21 protein-coding genes are annotated in these 17018 nt (G+C 65.5%); 11 read left to right on the forward strand and 10 right to left on the reverse strand.

Annotation, left to right across the window (positions count from 1 at the left end; all coding sequences use genetic code 11):
- The first annotated feature begins 23 nt into the window (after nucleotides 1–23).
- Together SADO_RS03075 and rpiA are read left to right on the forward strand one after the other, a co-directional pair.
- Nucleotides 24–731, forward strand: a complete 708-nt coding sequence (locus SADO_RS03075) for a YggS family pyridoxal phosphate-dependent enzyme (RefSeq protein WP_353109116.1) — start codon at nucleotides 24–26, stop codon at nucleotides 729–731.
- 34 nt (nucleotides 732–765) lie between these two features.
- Entirely contained in the window at nucleotides 766–1428 is a 663-nt protein-coding gene (rpiA, locus tag SADO_RS03080) for a ribose-5-phosphate isomerase RpiA (RefSeq protein ID WP_353109118.1), read from the forward strand.
- Here the strand turns inward: rpiA and SADO_RS03085 are convergent.
- Genes SADO_RS03085 through SADO_RS03095 form a run of 3 tightly spaced genes read right to left on the reverse strand, consistent with a single transcriptional unit; the run spans nucleotide 1425 to nucleotide 3833 of the window.
- Nucleotides 1425–2774 carry a sensor histidine kinase gene (locus tag SADO_RS03085; protein WP_353109120.1) on the reverse strand — a complete coding sequence of 450 codons (1350 nt, stop codon included), beginning with the start codon at nucleotides 2772–2774 and terminating at the stop codon, nucleotides 1425–1427. The genes rpiA and SADO_RS03085 overlap by 4 nt on opposite strands.
- Nucleotides 2771–3451 (reverse strand): response regulator transcription factor, encoded by a 681-nt coding sequence (locus tag SADO_RS03090; protein ID WP_353109122.1) that lies wholly within the window; start codon nucleotides 3449–3451, stop codon nucleotides 2771–2773. Before SADO_RS03090 ends, SADO_RS03085 begins: the two co-directional genes overlap by 4 nt.
- A 13-nt stretch (nucleotides 3452–3464) precedes the next feature.
- Nucleotides 3465–3833, reverse strand: coding sequence for a PepSY domain-containing protein (locus SADO_RS03095; RefSeq protein WP_353109124.1), 369 nt, complete (start codon nucleotides 3831–3833; stop codon nucleotides 3465–3467).
- Nucleotides 3834–3941: 108 nt separating this feature from the next.
- Here SADO_RS03095 and SADO_RS03100 point away from each other — a divergent pair, with 108 nt between their 5' ends.
- From SADO_RS03100 to moaCB, 4 genes are all read left to right on the forward strand, one after another.
- On the forward strand, nucleotides 3942–4223 hold the full coding sequence (locus tag SADO_RS03100; RefSeq protein WP_353109125.1) for a PepSY domain-containing protein: 282 nt from the start codon (nucleotides 3942–3944) through the stop codon (nucleotides 4221–4223).
- A gap of 150 nt (nucleotides 4224–4373) precedes the next feature.
- Nucleotides 4374–5576, forward strand: coding sequence for an MFS transporter (locus tag SADO_RS03105; protein WP_353109127.1), 1203 nt, complete (start codon nucleotides 4374–4376; stop codon nucleotides 5574–5576).
- 112 nt (nucleotides 5577–5688) lie between these two features.
- Nucleotides 5689–6402 (forward strand): molybdenum cofactor biosynthesis protein, encoded by a 714-nt coding sequence (locus SADO_RS03110; protein ID WP_353109129.1) that lies wholly within the window; start codon nucleotides 5689–5691, stop codon nucleotides 6400–6402.
- A gap of 12 nt (nucleotides 6403–6414) precedes the next feature.
- Nucleotides 6415–7335: a bifunctional molybdenum cofactor biosynthesis protein MoaC/MoaB gene (gene moaCB, locus SADO_RS03115; RefSeq protein WP_353109131.1), complete on the forward strand. Its 921-nt coding sequence runs from the start codon at nucleotides 6415–6417 to the stop codon at nucleotides 7333–7335.
- A 59-nt stretch (nucleotides 7336–7394) separates the two neighbouring features.
- Here the strand turns inward: moaCB and SADO_RS03120 are convergent, their stop codons facing one another.
- Genes SADO_RS03120 through modA form a run of 4 tightly spaced genes read right to left on the reverse strand, consistent with a single transcriptional unit; the run spans nucleotide 7395 to nucleotide 10306 of the window.
- A complete protein-coding gene (locus SADO_RS03120; protein WP_353109133.1) occupies nucleotides 7395–7667 on the reverse strand; it encodes a hypothetical protein in 273 nt (90 codons plus the stop codon).
- 60 nt (nucleotides 7668–7727) lie between these two features.
- Nucleotides 7728–8828 carry a molybdenum ABC transporter ATP-binding protein gene (gene modC, locus SADO_RS03125; RefSeq protein WP_353109135.1) on the reverse strand — a complete coding sequence of 367 codons (1101 nt, stop codon included), beginning with the start codon at nucleotides 8826–8828 and terminating at the stop codon, nucleotides 7728–7730.
- Nucleotides 8828–9517: a molybdate ABC transporter permease subunit gene (gene modB, locus SADO_RS03130; RefSeq protein WP_353109137.1), complete on the reverse strand. Its 690-nt coding sequence runs from the start codon at nucleotides 9515–9517 to the stop codon at nucleotides 8828–8830. The genes modC and modB overlap by 1 nt, the downstream gene beginning before the upstream one ends.
- Entirely contained in the window at nucleotides 9518–10306 is a 789-nt protein-coding gene (modA, locus tag SADO_RS03135; protein WP_353109138.1) for a molybdate ABC transporter substrate-binding protein, read from the reverse strand.
- Between the two features lie 307 nt (nucleotides 10307–10613).
- Here modA and SADO_RS03140 point away from each other — a divergent pair, with 307 nt between their 5' ends.
- Nucleotides 10614–11009, forward strand: coding sequence for a hypothetical protein (locus SADO_RS03140; RefSeq protein ID WP_353109140.1), 396 nt, complete (start codon nucleotides 10614–10616; stop codon nucleotides 11007–11009).
- A gap of 106 nt (nucleotides 11010–11115) precedes the next feature.
- Here the strand turns inward: SADO_RS03140 and SADO_RS03145 are convergent, their stop codons facing one another.
- The 3 genes from SADO_RS03145 to SADO_RS03155 form a co-directional block, all read right to left on the reverse strand.
- A complete protein-coding gene (locus tag SADO_RS03145; protein ID WP_353109142.1) occupies nucleotides 11116–11910 on the reverse strand; it encodes a DUF1223 domain-containing protein in 795 nt (264 codons plus the stop codon).
- Nucleotides 11911–11992: 82 nt separating this feature from the next.
- On the reverse strand, nucleotides 11993–13471 hold the full coding sequence (locus SADO_RS03150; RefSeq protein WP_353109144.1) for a sensor histidine kinase: 1479 nt from the start codon (nucleotides 13469–13471) through the stop codon (nucleotides 11993–11995).
- A complete protein-coding gene (locus SADO_RS03155) occupies nucleotides 13468–14190 on the reverse strand; it encodes a winged helix-turn-helix domain-containing protein (protein WP_353109145.1) in 723 nt (240 codons plus the stop codon). Before SADO_RS03155 ends, SADO_RS03150 begins: the two co-directional genes overlap by 4 nt.
- A gap of 212 nt (nucleotides 14191–14402) precedes the next feature.
- Here SADO_RS03155 and SADO_RS03160 point away from each other — a divergent pair, with 212 nt between their 5' ends.
- The 4 genes from SADO_RS03160 (at nucleotide 14403) to msrB (ending at nucleotide 17009) form a co-directional block, all read left to right on the forward strand.
- On the forward strand, nucleotides 14403–14708 hold the full coding sequence (locus SADO_RS03160) for a hypothetical protein (RefSeq protein WP_353109147.1): 306 nt from the start codon (nucleotides 14403–14405) through the stop codon (nucleotides 14706–14708).
- Between the two features lie 66 nt (nucleotides 14709–14774).
- Complete coding sequence (locus tag SADO_RS03165) at nucleotides 14775–15638, forward strand: cytochrome b/b6 domain-containing protein (RefSeq protein ID WP_353109148.1); 864 nt, start codon at nucleotides 14775–14777, stop codon at nucleotides 15636–15638.
- Nucleotides 15631–16416 carry a molybdopterin-binding protein gene (locus SADO_RS03170; protein ID WP_353109150.1) on the forward strand — a complete coding sequence of 262 codons (786 nt, stop codon included), beginning with the start codon at nucleotides 15631–15633 and terminating at the stop codon, nucleotides 16414–16416. The genes SADO_RS03165 and SADO_RS03170 overlap by 8 nt, the downstream gene beginning before the upstream one ends.
- The gene (gene msrB / locus SADO_RS03175) at nucleotides 16413–17009 is read left to right on the forward strand and encodes a peptide-methionine (R)-S-oxide reductase MsrB (protein ID WP_353109151.1); all 597 of its coding nucleotides are present in this window, start codon (nucleotides 16413–16415) and stop codon (nucleotides 17007–17009) included. The genes SADO_RS03170 and msrB overlap by 4 nt, the downstream gene beginning before the upstream one ends.
- The last annotated feature ends 9 nt before the right edge of the window (nucleotides 17010–17018 follow it).

The raw sequence follows: 17018 nt of genomic DNA on the forward strand, positions 1-17018 counted from the left end.
CGCCGCCAAATGAAACGATTTTCATGACAACCACCCAGCCCGACGACTTCGATGTCGCTACCGCACTGACCCAGGTTCGCGAGCGGATCGCAGCGGCCGCTCATGCGGTAGACCGTGATCCGGCCAGCATCACACTGGTCGCCGTCTCCAAGACCAAGCCAGCCGCCCTGGTGGCCAAGGCACTCGATGCCGACCAGCGCGATTTCGGCGAGAACTATCTCCAGGACGCCCTTGCCAAAATCGAATCGCTCGCCGATCGCGAACCTCTCTGGCACTTTATCGGCGACATTCAGTCGAACAAGACCCGTGATATCGCATCCAGTTTCGCCTGGGTGCATGCGGTCGATCGGTTCAAGATCGCACGCCGACTTTCCGACCAGCGCCCCGAAGGCATGGCGCCGTTGAATCTGTGTATCCAGGTCAATATCGACGGCGAAGACAGCAAGTCCGGCCTGGCCCCGGAGCAGGTCGCTGAACTCGCAGACCAGATCGCGACACTCGACAACGTTAAGCTACGCGGATTGATGGCGATTCCGGCTCCGGCCGACGATCCCGAAGCGCAGCGGCGGCCCTTCGCCGCTCTGCGCACACTGCTGAAGGATCTGAACGCCAATGGCCACACAATGGACACCCTTTCCATGGGCATGAGCGCCGACCTCGAAGCCGCGATCGCCGAGGGCGCCACCCATGTACGCGTCGGCACCGCCATTTTCGGCGCGCGCACCGCTTGACGTTTAATTTCGACACGACCGCAGGAAATCTTTAATGGGCAAACAGGACGATCTGAAACGCGCCGCCGCCGAGGCCGCCTACGAATACGTCAGTGAAGGCGAATATCTGGGCGTGGGCACCGGCTCGACCGTGAACCACTTCATCGACGTGCTTGCCGAACGCAAGCCCGAGATCCCCGGCTGCGTTTCCAGCTCCAAGGCCACCACCGAGCGCCTTCGCGCTGCCGGCTTCGACGTGGTCGATCTCAACAGCAGCGGCGAACTGGGCGTGTATATCGACGGTGCGGACGAGGCCAACGAACACCTCGAGCTGATCAAGGGCGGCGGCGGCGCGCTCACCCGCGAAAAGATCATCGCCGGTGCGGCACGCAAATTCGTGTGCATGGTCGACGGCTCCAAGCAGGTCGACCTGCTCGGACGCTTTCCACTACCGGTGGAGGTCATCGAAATGGGCCGCTCCAGCGTGGCCCGCGCGCTGGTCAAGCTCGGCGGCGAACCGGAACTGCGCAGCGGCTTCATTTCCGACAACGGCCATCCGATCCTCGATGTCTACAACCTCGACATCATGAACCCGATCGAACTCGAAGACGCGATCAACGCCCTGCCCGGCGTGGTCACGGTCGGCCTTTTCGCTCGCCGGCCGGCAGACGTGCTAATCGTCGGCAATGACTCGGGCGTCGAGACCCGCGAGCGCTAGCTCGCTGGCGCGGCCGGTAGCTGCAGGCGCGCTGATAAACCGCCTGCGGCGCTGCGCTCAAGCGCCAGCGATCCCTCGTAGGCGCCGGCCAGGTCGTTGACGATGGCCAGCCCCAGGCCAGACCCCGGCACCTGTTCGTCGAACCGACGACCCGGCTGGGCGGCACTTTCCCGCTGATCCGGGTCGAGCCCCGGGCCGTCGTCGTCGATGACGATTTCCACGACGCCCCGGGCTTCAACCGACGCCACGCCAACCGTGATCACGCCATGCGCCCACTTGCAGGCGTTCTCAAGCAGGTTGCCGAGCATCTGTTCCAGATCCTGGCTTTCTCCGGCAAACAGCGCGGCCGCTGACGACGGCTCAATATCAATCACCACGCCACGCTCCGCATAGAGACGCTGCAGCGTGCGCTGCAGCCGCTCGAGTACCGGCACGACCGGCGTTGCCTGGCCGGAACGGCGACCGCCGGCGATACGCGTACGCGCGAGGTGCCAGTCGATCTGGCGCTGCATGGCCTCGACTTCATGTCGCAACCGCTGGGCACGTTCGACCTCGCCGTGGCGCTGCATGCGCGCAGCCTCGTTGCCGACTACCGATAGCGGCGTCTTCAGCGCGTGGGCCAGGTTGCCGGCCTGGCGCCGGGCGCGCTCGATCAGCGAGGCATTGTGCGCGAGCACGCTGTTGAGATCCTCGACCAGCGGCGATACCTCGCCCGGATAGTCGCCGGACAGCCGTTCCGCGCGCGCGCCGCGAATAGCCGCCAGTTCGCGGCGCAACCGGCCGAGCGGCTGCAGCCCGAGGCGTACCTGAAGCGCCGCGGCGAGAATCAGCCCGAGCGCCAGCAAACCCAGCGCGATAGCCATCGTGCGGCGGAAATCGTCCACGGCGGCTTCGACGGGCTCGAGGCTCGCGGCCACGGTCAACCGTAGCGGCGCCTCGATACGCGGCAGCGTCACGTCACGCACCACCGCCAGCAGCGGCATGCCGCGCGGGCCGTCGATCCGCTGTAGCGATCCGCCGTCGGAGTCCGGCGCGAGCGCCTGATCCCAGAGCGAACGCGAGCGGATCAACACGTCGTCGTCGCGATCGACTTCCCAGTAATAGCCGGACAGCACGCGCTGGTAGAGCGGGTCGCTCATCGCGCGCGGATGGGTGATGTTGCCGTCGGCCGTGGTTTCCAGTTGAGAGACCAGCTGCAGGAAATCAGCGTCCAAACGCCGCGCCAGCTCGTCTTCCAGATGATCGCGAAACAGCACCGACAACAGCACGCCGGTGGCAACCAGTGCCAGTACGATCCACGCGACGGCGCCGAGAAACAGTCGCCGCTGCAGCGATGCGCGCCTCATGCGTCGGATGCCGCTGCCGGCTGTTCACCAAAGCGATAGCCAAAGCCACGCTCGGTATGGATCACGGCCAGATCCAGCTTGCTGCGCAGACGACGGATGAAGACTTCGATGGTGTTGGAGTCGCGGTCGAAATCCTGAGCATAAATATGTTCGATGAGCTCGCTGCGGGACACGATCTCGTCGGCGTGATGCATCAGATACGACAACACCCGGTACTCATGGCCGGTGAGCTTGATGGGCCGGCCGGCGACGCTGACCCGCGCCGAACGCGTATCCAGGGTGACGCCGGCGATGGTAAGCACCGCAGACGCCATGCCGCTCGCGCGACGAATCAGCGCTCGCAGGCGGGCGAGCAACTCTTCCATGCGAAACGGCTTGGCCAGATAGTCGTCGGCGCCGGCGTCCATGCCGTCGACCTTCTCGTGCCACTCGCCGCGCGCGGTGAGCACGAGCACCGGCGTGGTCATGTCCTCGGCACGCCAGCGGCGCAGTACGCTCAGGCCGTCGAGTCGCGGCAGCCCGAGATCGAGCACGACGGCGTCGTAGGGTTCGGTCGCGCCTCGGTACGCCGCGTCCTCCCCGTCCGTGGATACGTCCACGGCATAGCCCGCCTCGCCGAGTGCTTCGACGAGCTGATCGGCGAGCGTGGGTTCGTCTTCGACTATTAACAGCCGCATCAGGGAAGTCGCATCAGTCGGGCGTCCCGGGCGGTACGCATTCGAGCGCGCCCAGGCGCTTGCCCTCGGCCTCGAGCAGGCGCAGGTCGGCGGCATCGTACTCCAACTCGGCAACGTCGCCCTGCGGGCCGAGCATCTTGATTTCGTAGATCCAGCGGCCGTCGTCTTCCTCGAGTTCCATCTCCACGAAGCGACCGCGGCAATCGCGCTCGACCTGGGCGAGGAGTTGCCCGAACGGCCGGATCTCGCCGGCGTCGAGGGCGCGGCGCGCGGCGCGCGCGTCGGCCGCGTCCGAGTCGTCGGCTTTTAGCACGCCTACGCTGCTCACGGCGCCGATCGCCACGAGCAGGCAAAAGATAGTCGAGAGGAATAGAAGTCGCATGACGCTATTGCATGGCCGCGGCGATGAATTGGCGATTAACAAGATGTTCACCATGAATTCGATGGCAGCTGTCCAGACTGGCTCTCGAACTCAACGCAAGGAGGACATATGTCCCGTTTCAATAACCGTATCGCACCCTTTGCCCTCGCCGCCGCCTTGGTCGCAGGCCCGGGCGTCGCCCTCGCGCAGACCGGCACCAGCGACAACACCAAGTCGATTGTCGACGTTGTCCAGATGCTCGAATCCAAGGATTACACGAACATCGACAGCATCGATCGTGAAATGGATCGCTACGAGGTCGAGGCCACCGACCCCGCCGGCCAGCACGTAGAGCTGACCGTCGACGGCAAGACCGGCGAAGTCCTGCACAGCGAGCGCGACGACGACTGATCGTCGACACGCGCGGCAAGGCAAGGCCCGTCTGTTTTCAGGCGGGCCTTTTTCATGCCACGCGCCTGCGCCTGCGGATCGCATGGCCGACATCATTGCAGCATACAGCGGTACAATCGCGCGCCTTGCCGTGTCCAATGCCTAATTACCGTGAACGCTGAAACGACCGAACTCACCCCGAACACACCCCTCGTCTGGCTGATGGCCCTGGCCTGTGGCCTGTCGGTGGGCGGTTTGTATTACGCCCAGCCGTTGCTGGATCTACTCTCGCGCACTCTCGACGTTTCCAGCACCGCCGCCGCCAGTATCGTCACCGTGACCCAGCTCGGCTACGCCGCCGGGTTGGTGCTGCTCGTGCCGCTGGGTGATTTCTTCAACCGTCGCCGACTGGTGCCGCTGCTGTGTCTCGGTTCGACACTGTCGCTTGCAGCGGCCGCCTTCGCGCCGGGCTTTGGCGGTTTCATCGTCGCCAGCATCCTGATCGGCGTGACCGCCACGGCGGCACAGATTCTCGTACCCATGGCAGCCCATCTGGCCGCCCCGAACGCGCGGGGCGCGGTCGTCGGCCGGGTCATGAGCGGGCTGCTCATCGGCATCCTGCTCGCCCGGGCATTCTCCGGACTGATCGCGGACATCGCGGGCTGGCGTGCGGTATTCGGCTTCGCTGCCGTCGTCATGCTCGGTCAGGCAGCCGTGCTGCATCGTGTGTTGCCGAACACGGCCAGCACCGCCGGCGCGCTGCGCTACGGCCAGGTGCTGCGCTCGGTCGGCGCGCTGCTCGTCGAGGAACCGCAGCTGCGCCAGCGCATCGTCTATGGGTCGCTCGGCTTTGCGGCCTTCACCATCATGTGGACCACGCTGCCGTTCCTGCTCGCGCCCGCCCCGTATCACTACAGCGAAACCACCATCGGCCTGTTCAGCCTGCTCGGCGCGGCCGGCGCGCTCGGCGCCTCGTTGGCCGGTAACCTGCACGATCGCGGCCACGGCCGGATCGCGACCGCCGGCTTCATGCTTATCGCGCTGACATCGTTCGCGCTCATGGGCCTGCTGCCCCATCAGCTGACCGCGCTCGTGGTCGGCATTCTGCTGATGGACCTGGGAGTGCAGGGCGTACAGATTCTCAACCAGAGCACGATCTATACCCTGCGACCGGAAGCGCGCAGCCGAATCACGACGGCGTATATGGGCTGCTTCTTTCTCGGCGGCGCAGCGGGTTCGCTGATCGCCGGCGTGGCGTTCGAGGTCGCCGGCTGGCGCGGCACGATGGCGGTCGCCGGTCTGCTCGAAGCGGTCGCGCTCGGCTTCTGGTGTCTCGAACCGCGGCAGGTTATTGCGCGCGAAGGCACGGGTTGAACCGCGCCGCCGCGCTTGAACTCCAAGCCGGGTGCGTGCGGTTCACGCTGGGTGCGGCCACAGGTAAGCTGGCGAACCCACGTTTGCCCCGCCTGCCGGCGAAGCGATTGCCATGAGCGAAACGATCCGCGTCACTGTCGAATGCTTCGGCGAACTCGAGCGGCTGATGCAGGCCGAGTCGGTCACCGTCGACGTCGACGCGCCGCATACCTCCGCCGAACTCATCGTCTGTGCCCAGCGCCAGTACCCGGCGGCGGCCGATCTGCTCTCGCGTACCGCCTGTGCGCGCGGTGACAGACTGCTCGCGGCAACGGACACGCTGGCCGAGAACGACACGGTCGCGTTGATTCCACCGGTATCCGGCGGCCAGCCGGCATCCGACTCGCATCATCTGACCGACGCGCCGCTCGACCTCGACGCGCTCATGGATGAAACCGCTGACGACGAATGCGGCGCGCTGGTCGTGTTCGGCGGCACCGTGCGGCTGGCCAACAACGGGCGCGAAGTCGCGTCGATGGATTACTCCGCCTACGGCCCGCTCGCCGCCCGTACGATCGCGGATATCGAGGCCGAGACGATCGAGCGCTTCGATGTATCCGCCTGCCGTATCCAGCATCGCACTGGCCGGCTCGGCCTCGGGGCGGTCAGTGTCTATATCGTGGTCCGCGCGGTGCATCGCGCCGCGGCCTTCGACGCCGCGCGCAATGCGCTCGAAGAGCTGAAGGCGCGCGTCGCGGTATGGAAGAACGAACACTATGCAGACGGCAGCAGCGCCTATCTCGAAGGCACGGAAGTCGTGCAACCCGAACGTCCGCGCAAGCCATAGAAGGAAGCACCGATGAAAGACGTCGGCATGAAACCCGAGACGCTGCGCTCGGCGACCGCGACCACCAGCTTTTACGCACCCGGCCATTGCCTGCAGCGCATCGCCGATCGCGACACGGAGAAAGGCGATCCGCAGGCCTCGGCGCGTATCGCCGGCATTCTCGCGGCCAAGCGCACCGACGAACTGCTGCCGCTATGCCATCCGCTGCCCATCCATGCGGCCGAAGTGCATTTCGCGGTGGAGAGCGATCGCGTGGTGATCGAGGCCGAAGTCCACACGATCGGCCCAACGGGCGTGGAGATGGAAGCGCTGACCGCTGCCAGCATGGCCGCTCTCACGCTCTACGACATGCTCAAGCCCTATGCCGAGCCCGAGGAACTGGCGATCGGCGATACCCGCCTGCTCGACAAGACCGGCGGCAAGAGCCATTTCAAGCGCACGCTGAAGCAGCCGCTGTCCGCCAGCGTGCTGATGGTGTCCAACCCAGTGGCCGACGGCAACAAGCCGGACACCGCCGGCCGCCAGGTCGTCGAAGGGTTGGAACAGGCCGGCTTCACGCCGCTGGATTACCAGATCCTGCCCGACAGCGAATCACGTGTGCGCGAAGCGATGCAGACCGCGCTGGCGGCCGGCACGAATCTGATCATCACGGTCGGCGGCACCGGCATCGGGCCGAAAGACCGCGTGGTCGAGACCATCGAGCCGATGCTCACCACGCCCATGCCGGGGCTGATGGAAACCGCCCGCGCCTTCGGTCAGCGCCGCACGCCCTATGCGGTGCTGTCGCGCGGAGTGGCCGGGTTTGCCCATAACTCGCTGGTGCTGACTTTTCCCGGCAGCCGCTCGGGCTCGGAGGAAACGCTGGCGGCCCTGCTGCCGAGCATCGTGCACGTGCTGGAAATCCACGAGCGCTTCGCTGGGCACGCGGGCTAGAACGAAAAAGCCGGACGCGGTTTCGCGCCCGGCCTGTCGTCATCAACACATGCTCAGGCCTAGGACTCGGGCTCTATGGCGACCCAGCTCAGGGTGCCGGTACCGCTGTTCTTGTCCATCTTGCAGACGTAAGGCTTCTCGTTCATCGTAACGACCGAGCCTGCGCTATAGATGTTGCTGCGCTGCAGACAGACCTTGTCGAGCGGCAACTCGGAAGCCTTTGTCGCATCGGTCGACTTCGAATCAAGGGTCTCCGATTGTTGTGCGAAAGCCGGCCCTGCCGCGGCCATCGCCAACACCATCGCACCCGTTGCCAGTAACGCTCTCCTCATCGCTTTCTCCTTGGAAGACGTGCGATTCGAATCTAGCAGAAAGCGTGTTCTGCGCCGCAATCACAGGCCGCCAAGACGCTCCCAGGCCTGTTCCGCGAGCGCCAGACTCTTGATCACCGAATGGATCGGCTGCCCCACCGCCAGTTCAAGATGCTCGGCCGAGCGCCGCGTGACCCGCGCTTCCAGGCGCTGATCGCCCACGCCGATCAGCACGTTCACGGCATAGTCGCCGTCGGCCACAAGGCTTTCGATCGTGCCGGAGAGAATATTCAGCGCACTGATCCCCTGCGGACGCTCGCGGGCGAGCATCACGTCGCGGGCCCGCACATGCACGGTCACCGCACTGCCCGGCGCCTGATCGACCCGCGGCACGAACAACGACTGGCCGCCGCAGTCGAGTTCCGACAGGCCGTCGGCCTGCTGGTGTTCGCGTACCCGGACCCGTAGCAGCGCGCCGGCATCGCGGGCCTGATCGGCGCCCAGCAGTTCGGGGCGGGCGAGAAACTCCGCCGTGGCGCCACAGTAGGCGACTCGACCGTCGCGAACCGCGACAACCTGCCGATTGGCCAGTCGCAGCAGTTCGTCGAGCTGATGGCTGACGAACACGATCGGCAGCTGCGTCTCCACGCTCAGCCGCTCCACATAAGGCAGCACTTCCTGCTTGCGCGCCGCATCGAGCGAGGCCAGCGGCTCGTCGAGCAGCAGCATCGCGGGGTTCGACAACAGCGCCCTGCCGATGGCGATCCGCTGCTGCTCGCCGCCGGACAACCCGGCCACGCGGCGACCGAGCAGCGGCCCGATATCGAGCATGTCCACGACCTGATCGAAGCGCTCGGCATCCGGCTTGTCGCGCGCAAACCACGCGCCATAGCGCAGGTTGTGGCGCACGTTCAGATGGGTGAACAGGCGCGCCTGCTGGAACACATAGCCAATACGCCGGCGATGAGCCGGCACATGGATATTGCGTGCGCTGTCGAACACGCAGCGCCCCGCCAGTTCGACACGCCCCCGCTCGGGCCGGATCAGCCCGGCCATGATGCGCAGCAGCGTGCTCTTGCCCGCGCCGGACGGGCCGAACAGCCCGGTCACGCGCGCGTCGCTGTCGAAACGGCAATCCAGCGAGAAATCGCCGATGCGATGAGCGACGTCGATCGAGAGCATCACAGCGGCGCCTGTAGGCGCTTGACCCGGCGCGCGATCAGTTCCGACACGAGCAGCGCCGACAGCGACACGGCGATCGAGATCAAGATCAGCTGCAGCGCCTGGTTCTCACCACCCGGCACCTGGATGAAGGTATAGATCGCGATCGGCAGCGTGCGCGTCTCGCCGGGGATATTGGAAGCGAAGGTAATCGTCGCGCCGAACTCTCCCAGTGCGCGGGCGAACGCGAGCACCATCCCCGCGATCAGCCCCGGCAAAACCAGCGGCACGGTGACCGTCAGCGCGACCCAGGCCGGCGACGCGCCCAGCGTGGCAGCCGCGGCCTCGACGCGTGTATCGATGGCCTCCAGCGACAGGCGGATTGGGCGCACCAGCAGCGGAAAGCCCATGATCGCCCCAGCCAGCGCCGCGCCGGTCCACTGGAAAGCGAACACCAGGCCGAAGGTATCCGCGAGCCAGCCGCCGACGAGGCTGTTGCGCCCGAGGCCGACCAGCAGCAGATAGCCGGTCACGACCGGCGGCAGCACCAGCGGCAGATGCACGAGCGCATCGACCAGCATCTTGCCGCGCCAGCGCGAGCGCGCCAGAAACCAGGCCGCAGCCAATGCAGGCAGCAGGCTGAACAGCACCGCGGTGCTCGCCACCCACAGGCTCAGCGACAGCACTTCGGCCTGGGCCGGGTTCAACATCTATTCGGCGCCCGCAATGCTGAAGCCCCACTGCTTGAACAACTGCCGTGCCGGCTCGCTCTGCAGGAAGGCGAGGAAATCCCGTGCCGCGGGCGTATCGGCATCCGTGACCAGCGCGGCGGGATAGATGATGGGATCGTGGCTGTCCGCGGCAAAGGTTTCGATCACACGCACACCGTGCTCGGCCACGGCATCGCTTGCATAGACAACGCCCAGCGGCGTCTCGCCTCGGGCGACCAGCGCGAGCGCGGCGCGCACATCCTCAGCCTGGGCGATACGACCTTGCAGCTCGTTCCACAACCCGAGCTGCTGCAAGGCCTGCCGACCGTAGATTCCGGCCGGCACGGCCTCGGTATTTGCCATGGCGAGATAACCGTTCGCACCGAGCGCAGCGAAAAGGTCTGATTTCTGCGCCAGCGTCGGTCGAACACCGCGGTCCGAAGGCGCAACCAGCACGAGGTCGTTGCGCAGCAGGTCGACGCGAGTGGCGGCCATGATCCGCCCGCGCTCTTCCAGCCGATCCATCCAGGCCTCGTTCGCTGATATGTACACCGCGGCCGGCGCGCCCTGCTCGATCTGTCGGGCCAGGGTGGAGCTGCCCGCATAGCTCACACGCAGATCGGTGTCGTGCGACGCCTCATACGCACTCGCCACGTCGTCCACCGCGTTCTTCAGGCTCGCCGCGGCGAAGACCAGCACCCGGTCGCCCTGGGCAGCGGCCGGGAGCGCAACGCCCAGACCGCCGACCATGAACAGAACTGCCAGCACACGAGCCAAAGCGCTCTTCATCGCCGTTGGCCTCGGGCGAGGTAGCGAACGCGGCCGTATTGCATATGAGAACCGTTGTTACCCGATGTATTCAAAGCACAACCCTGTTTTAAAAGCCATCTATTCGAAATCTATCCTGCAAAGTGACGATCCCATGAATCCGTGTATTTTCGGATACCGTTGCCAAGCCACCGGTCGCTAGTATCCGGGAAGTGCCATCGGGCCGTCGCAAACCATAAAGCGCCGGTTCAGCGGACGATCCGTACTAATGGTCATACCGCACGGGGCAAACACTCTCGCCCCGTGTCGCATGCACAAGGAGTTGCATATGCGTTCCAACAAGAAATTCACCTCGTCCCTGCTCGCTTCGCTCGTCTGCGCCGGCGTGCTCACCCTGAGCCCGGCCGCGTTCGCGGATGACCACAGCGGTGACGAAAGCATGTCCGGCGAAAGCAGCATGTCGACCGAGGGCAGCATGTCGAGCGACTCGATGAAGTCCGACGACAACATGATGACCGAGGAAAGCGGCGCCGCCAAAGACGAGTACGGCACGTCCGACGGTAGCAAGGACGGCGAAGACTACGACGAGTCCGGCGAAGCCGGCCACGGCAGCATGTCCGGAGATGACGGCATGGCCGACAAAGAGGACGTAACCAAGGAAAACATGTCCAAGGACGGCAGCATGGATAGCGACGACATGAATCAGGACGAATCCAGCATGTAAGTCGCTGCGATCGGCCGATCGCGCCGGTCCGTTTGCGAAAAGGCAGCCCGTGGGCTGCCCTTTTTTATGCGCGTCATTCGGCCGACTACCTGGCGGCTTCTTTCGTTCAGTGCGAGGCTGTACGCGCCCTTTCGAGCGCCGCCTGCCCGGCACCGACAATCACCCGGTCATCGTCACGCTGCACGAATACAACAACCAATAGATCGTCGCGATCGACATCCGCCGGACTGGGCAGTTGCGCACGGTAGCTGCGTACCGTGTCGGCATTCGCGGGATGATGGCCCGCCCGGCGCAGCGTACGCACGACGCCGTTCTCGATCAGCTTTCGGCCGCGGTTTTCACCCGCCCCGATATGCGAGACGACCTCGTCCTGGGTGAGTGCAAACCAGACGCTCGCGGGTGCAGCGATCTGCCCGCGCTCTACGCGCGCGGTGACGTCGATAGAGCCGTCGCCTGCCGTGCGCGCGTCGACCGTAACGCCGAGATCCGCGGCGTCCGCCGCGCGCTCGATCGCCGCGCGCACTTCGTTGCCGCGGCTGGCCACCATCTCGTCGCTGCCGTTGACCACCAGCTGCGGCGTATATACACGCCCGCTGCCGAACACGTCGCGGGCGTACTCGCGCTGGCGTTGGGTGAAGTCCGCGCTGGAATAGCGATCGACCCAGCCCAGCCGGTTCCAGTAGTCGACGTGCTGACTGAGCAAGATCAGTCGGACGTCATCGACCGGCGGGCGAGCCTGCAGCTCACGCAAGAGTTCATAAGCCGGCGGACAGCTCGAACAGCCGTTTGAGGTAAACAACTCCAGCACCACCGGCCGCGGCGCGGCCTGAGCCGCCGGAACGAGCAGCAACGCGAACAGAGTAAAAAGCGTTGCCGGCAGAACAGATCGAATACGGGTCATGGCGCGCTCCGGTGGTTGGCGGCCGTTGCGACCGCTGGCCGCCAGTCTGGGGCGTGCCGGCACGCCAATCCTCACGATTCGATCACGCGATCGGCAGATCGAACGCCGCCTGTGTCCCCTCGCCCGGCGCGCTGCACAGGCGCAGCCGCGTGCCGTGCCGCGCACAGATTTCCTCGACGATCGACAGGCCCAGACCCGATCCCTCGCCGCGCCTGCGCGACGCGGGCGTGCGATAGAAACGCTGCGTGACCAGCGTGAGTTCGTCGGCCGACAGGCCGACGCCGCTGTCGCTGATCTCCACCACGACCCGGCTGTCCGACACGCTTGCCACGACGGCAACTTTGCCGCCCGGCGGCGTGGCCGCGATCGCATTGTCGATGAGATTGGCGAGCACGCGATCGATCAGCGCCAGATCGGCCGCCACGGGTGGCAACGTGGGCGCGCAATCGACCGTCAGCTCCAGGCCCGCATCGAGCGCCTGCGAGCGGAACTTGCCGGCGATGTCGTGGATCAACTCGGCGAGCGAGAACGCATCCACGCACAGCGGTTTTTCGAAGGCATCGACCCGTGCCAGCGTCGACAGCTGACGCGCCAGCCGCGTGAGGCGATCGGCGTTGGCCAGAATCGCAGCCAAGTGCGCATCGCGGGTTTCGGCCGGCAGGTTCTCGGCCTTGCGCAGCTGTTCGGCATAACCGCGCAGTGACGTCAGCGGGGTACGGAAATCGTGCGACAGGTTGGCAACCAGCTCACGGCGCTGGCGATCGTTCTCGCGCAGGGCGTCGAGCTGGGCTTCGATGGTCGCGGCCATATCGTTGAACGCGCGCGAGAGATGGCCGATCTCGTCTGCACGCCCCGGATCGATACGCTGGCCATAGTCGCCAACGGCGAATCGTTCGACAGCGGCCGTGAGCTTTCGAAAACGCCGGGTCAGCAGCGCGAACAGCAGCAGCCCGAGCACACCGGCCAGTCCGACGGCCAACGAGCCGGCGATAAGCAACGTCCGGGTAATGCTGCTGGTGCGCAGCATGGCGAACATCGACATGCGCGCGCCGGCATCGAGCACGGCCAGCAGATAGCCGGGCTCTCCGGCGGCGCCGAAACGCACCGGCGCCACCGAAAACACGCTGTCGTGGTGCGAGCATGGCGCCTCCACCAGCACCGGCAGCATCGGCTCATCCGAGAGCAGATCCTCGATCGCGCTCAGCGGAACCTGGGCGTTATCGCTGCAGCCGGCTTCGGCATAGTCGCCGACCACGCGCCCTTCGGCATCGAGCACATAGAGCGAAACCGCCGGGTTGATGGACAGGATCTGGTCGGCCGCATCACGCGCTGCGGGCGAGTCCGGGCCGGCGCCGAGCGGTGCCTGCATGACCCGAACAAGATTGTCCGCCAGATCGATCTGAGTGCGCTGCTGCCACTCGCGGCCAAGTTGCTCGAACTGGCTGACCGCTACCCATGCCGCTGTCACCGACAACAGCAACAGACCAGCCAAATAAACGAAGACGATGCGCGCATAGAGGCTGCGCGAAACATTCGCGATACGTTGCCAGGCGCGCTTCATACGCCATCGCCCGGCATGTCGTGCGGATCGACAAACCGGTAACCCACGCCCCAGACGGTCTGGATATAACGCGGCTCGGCCGGATCGGCTTCGATCTTGCCGCGCAGGCGATTGATATGCGTGTTGACGGTGTGATCGAAACCGTCGAATTCCGACCCCCAGACCTGGTCGAGCAAATCGCTGCGCGAAAAGCCGTGGCCGGGATTGCGAGCGAACAGGGCCAGCAGGGCAAACTCCTTGGCGGTGAGCGAGACCGGGGTATCGTCGACCCGCACCTCGTGCTTGTCGATATCAACGCTCAACGCGCCTACGGTGATCGGCGCAGCCGCCGCAACGTCGGCCGGCAGTGCCGCCTCGCGGTGACGGCGGCGCATCAACGCCTGCACGCGAGCGAGCAGAATCTCCGCATCGAAAGGTTTGGTGATGTAGTCGTCGGCACCAATTTCCAAGCCCAGAACCACGTCGCGGGTGCCCGCAAGCGCGGTGAGCATGATCAGTGGGATGCCGACATCATGCGCGCGGATCTCGCGGCAGACGGCAAGGCCGTCGATGCCGGGCAGCATCAGATCGAGCACGACCAGCGCGGCATCGCGCCAATGTTCCAACGCCTGTTCACCACTGGTCACCCAGTCCGCCGGATAACCGGCCTCGCCCAGGATGGCGACCAGCAGCCGCCCGATATCCGGATCGTCCTCTACACAGAGTATGCGTTCTGCCATGCCGTGCTCCCTGTCGACCGACGCCCATTCTCTATCTATCGGCACACCACGGGCATCACGAAACCATAAATCGCCCCGCTACGTTATCTATTCGTGATGATTGCGTCGGGCGCCCCGCCTAATGTCGTCATCAGCCGCCTATTCGCGGCGGCCGACCGGGCCCTCTATGAATTGCACACACCCGGTCGGATCATCCAAAACGGAGAGTTGCAATGACCAAGTCCCAATCCATCCGCACCCCGCTTCTCGGCGCCCTGCTGTTCTCGGCCTGCCTGGTCTGGAGCGTCGCGGGTCTGGCCGCTGAAGACAGCATGTCGGGCGAGGAAGGCTCGATGTCGCAGGAAAGCGGCATGACGCATGACGATGGCATGAAGGCGGATCCGGGCAGCAACGGCGCACAGAGCGACACCTATCAGGCGCCGCTCGACGGTGACGAGCCCATGGCGGGCGGCGACGAAAGCATGTCTGGCGAAGCCGGCATGTCGAACGAAGACGGCATGAAAGAAGACAGCATGTAATTCGCCCTCCCGGTTGCCTGCCGGCCCCGGCCGGCGGGCTGCTCTTCTCGGAAGACGGGCCTGATCATGGATAACGCCAACAACAATCCACACAGCACGGCCCGGCGGCGCGGCCGGTTGATCAAACGTCACGGGCTTTTCACGCGCGTCTGGCACTGGATCAACCTCGTCTGCCTCGTCGTGCTGCTGATGAGCGGGCTACAGATTTTCAATGCCCACCCGGCGCTCTACTGGGGCAACGACTCCAACTTCGACGACCCGGCCCTGCAGATCACCGCCATGCGCGGCGACGACGGCGAACCGATGGGCGTAGTCCGGATCGCCGGCTATCGCATCAACACCACCGGCGTGCTCGGGCTATCACGCGACGGCAATGGCGAACTCGACCAACGCGGTTTCCCCGCCTGGGCGACCCTGCCCGGCCCGCAGTGGCTGGCCATGGGCCGCTACTGGCATTTCGCGGCGGCGTGGATCTTCGTGCCCATGCTGCTTGCCTATCTGATCTACACCCTCGCCAGCCGCGCCCGGCGCCGGCTGGTCTGGCCGACCGCTGCCCAGTGGCGCGGATTGCCGGCCACGATCGCGCACCACGCGCGGCTCAAGTTCGATCACAAGGCCGACTACAACGGCCTGCAGAAGCTCACTTATCTGCTGGTCCTGTTCGGTCTGCTGCCGCTGATGGTGCTCACCGGCCTGACCATGTCGCCGACGATGAACGCCGCCTGGCCCTGGCTGCTCGACGTTTTCGGCGGTCGCCAGAGCGCACGCACGCTGCATTTCATATTCAGCTTCGCGCTGGTCGCATTCTTTGTGATCCACCTCGGGCTGGTGCTGATCTCGGGCGTGCTCAACAACCTGCGCTCGATGATCACCGGCCGCTATCGCATCAGCAGCGACGCCCCGACCGCCAAGGACAACCGCCATGCGTGACCGCAAGCTCATCGTCCCCGACCCGAAACGCCGGCGCCTGATCACCGGCCTGGGCGCGCTCGGCGCGAGCGCTGCACTCACCGGCTGCGACAGCCTGTCGCGCAACGATCAGGTCAAGGATCTGCTCGGCGCGACCGACCGGCTCACCCGTGCCGCCCAGCGGCTGGTGTCGTCACGCGCATCGCTGGCCCGCGAATTCTCGGAAAGCGATATCGCCGACACCATGCGCGCCAACGGCAGCACCAACCCGAGCAACGACGACTACAAACGGCACGCCGCGAACGGCTTCGCCGACTGGCGCTTGCGTATCGACGGGCTCGTCCGCCAGCCGGCCGATTTCTCGATCGACGACCTGAAAGCCATGCCGTCGCGCACCCAGATCACCCGCCACGACTGCGTGGAAGGCTGGAGCTGTATCGCCAAGTGGACGGGTGCGGTGCTCGGCGACGTGCTCGACCAAGTGCGCCCGACCGCCGAGGCCCGCTACGTGGTCTTCCACTGTGCGGACAACATCTACGGCGGGCCGGTCAAGTATTACGAAAGCATCGACATGGTCGAGGCTTATCACCCCCAGACCCTGCTGGCTTACGGGCTCAACGACGACCGCCTGCCGATCGCCAACGGCGCGCCCCTGCGCCTGCGGGCGGAACGCCAGCTCGGCTACAAGATGGCGAAATACGTTATGCGCCTGGAACTGGTCGACAGCTTTGCGGCGATCCAGGGCGGCAACGGCGGGTACTGGGAAGACCGCGGCTATGAATGGTGGGCCGGCATATGAAAACGACGAACGACATCCAATCTGTTACCAATCCGGTCGACAACAACCGGCGCCGGCTACTGACCGGTGCGCTCGCCGCGACCGTGCTGCTGACAAGCCTGCCCTGGGCACGACGCGCCTCCGCGGCCGACCCGGCCAGCGTGCGGATCGTGGTCTTCGGCGACGACGGCCAGCGCGTGGGCGAAAAGACGCTCGACAAGATCGTGAAAACCGATGCCGAGTGGCAGGAACAGCTGTCGCCTGCGGCGTATCGCGTCGCCCGCCAGGCCGGCACCGAACGGCCCTACAGCGGCGACTACGAAAAACCGGACGCACCCGGTATCTATTGCTGTATCTGCTGCGATACCGCGCTGTTCGATGCCGCCACCCAGTTCCACTCCGGCACCGGCTGGCCGAGTTTCTGGCAACCGATCGCGGCGCCGAATGTCACAGAACACGTCGACCGCACGCTGGGCATGCGCCGTACCGAGGTCGTCTGCACGCGCTGTGATGCGCATCTCGGCCATGTCTTCAACGATGGCCCCCCGCCGACCCGGCTGCGGTACTGCATGAATGCCGTGGCAATGCATTTCGTTGCCACGCCCCAAGTCTGAACACCAGAG

Source organism: Salinisphaera dokdonensis CL-ES53, assembly GCF_040361215.1.
Taxonomy (GTDB): Bacteria; Pseudomonadota; Gammaproteobacteria; order Nevskiales; family Salinisphaeraceae; genus Salinisphaera; species Salinisphaera dokdonensis.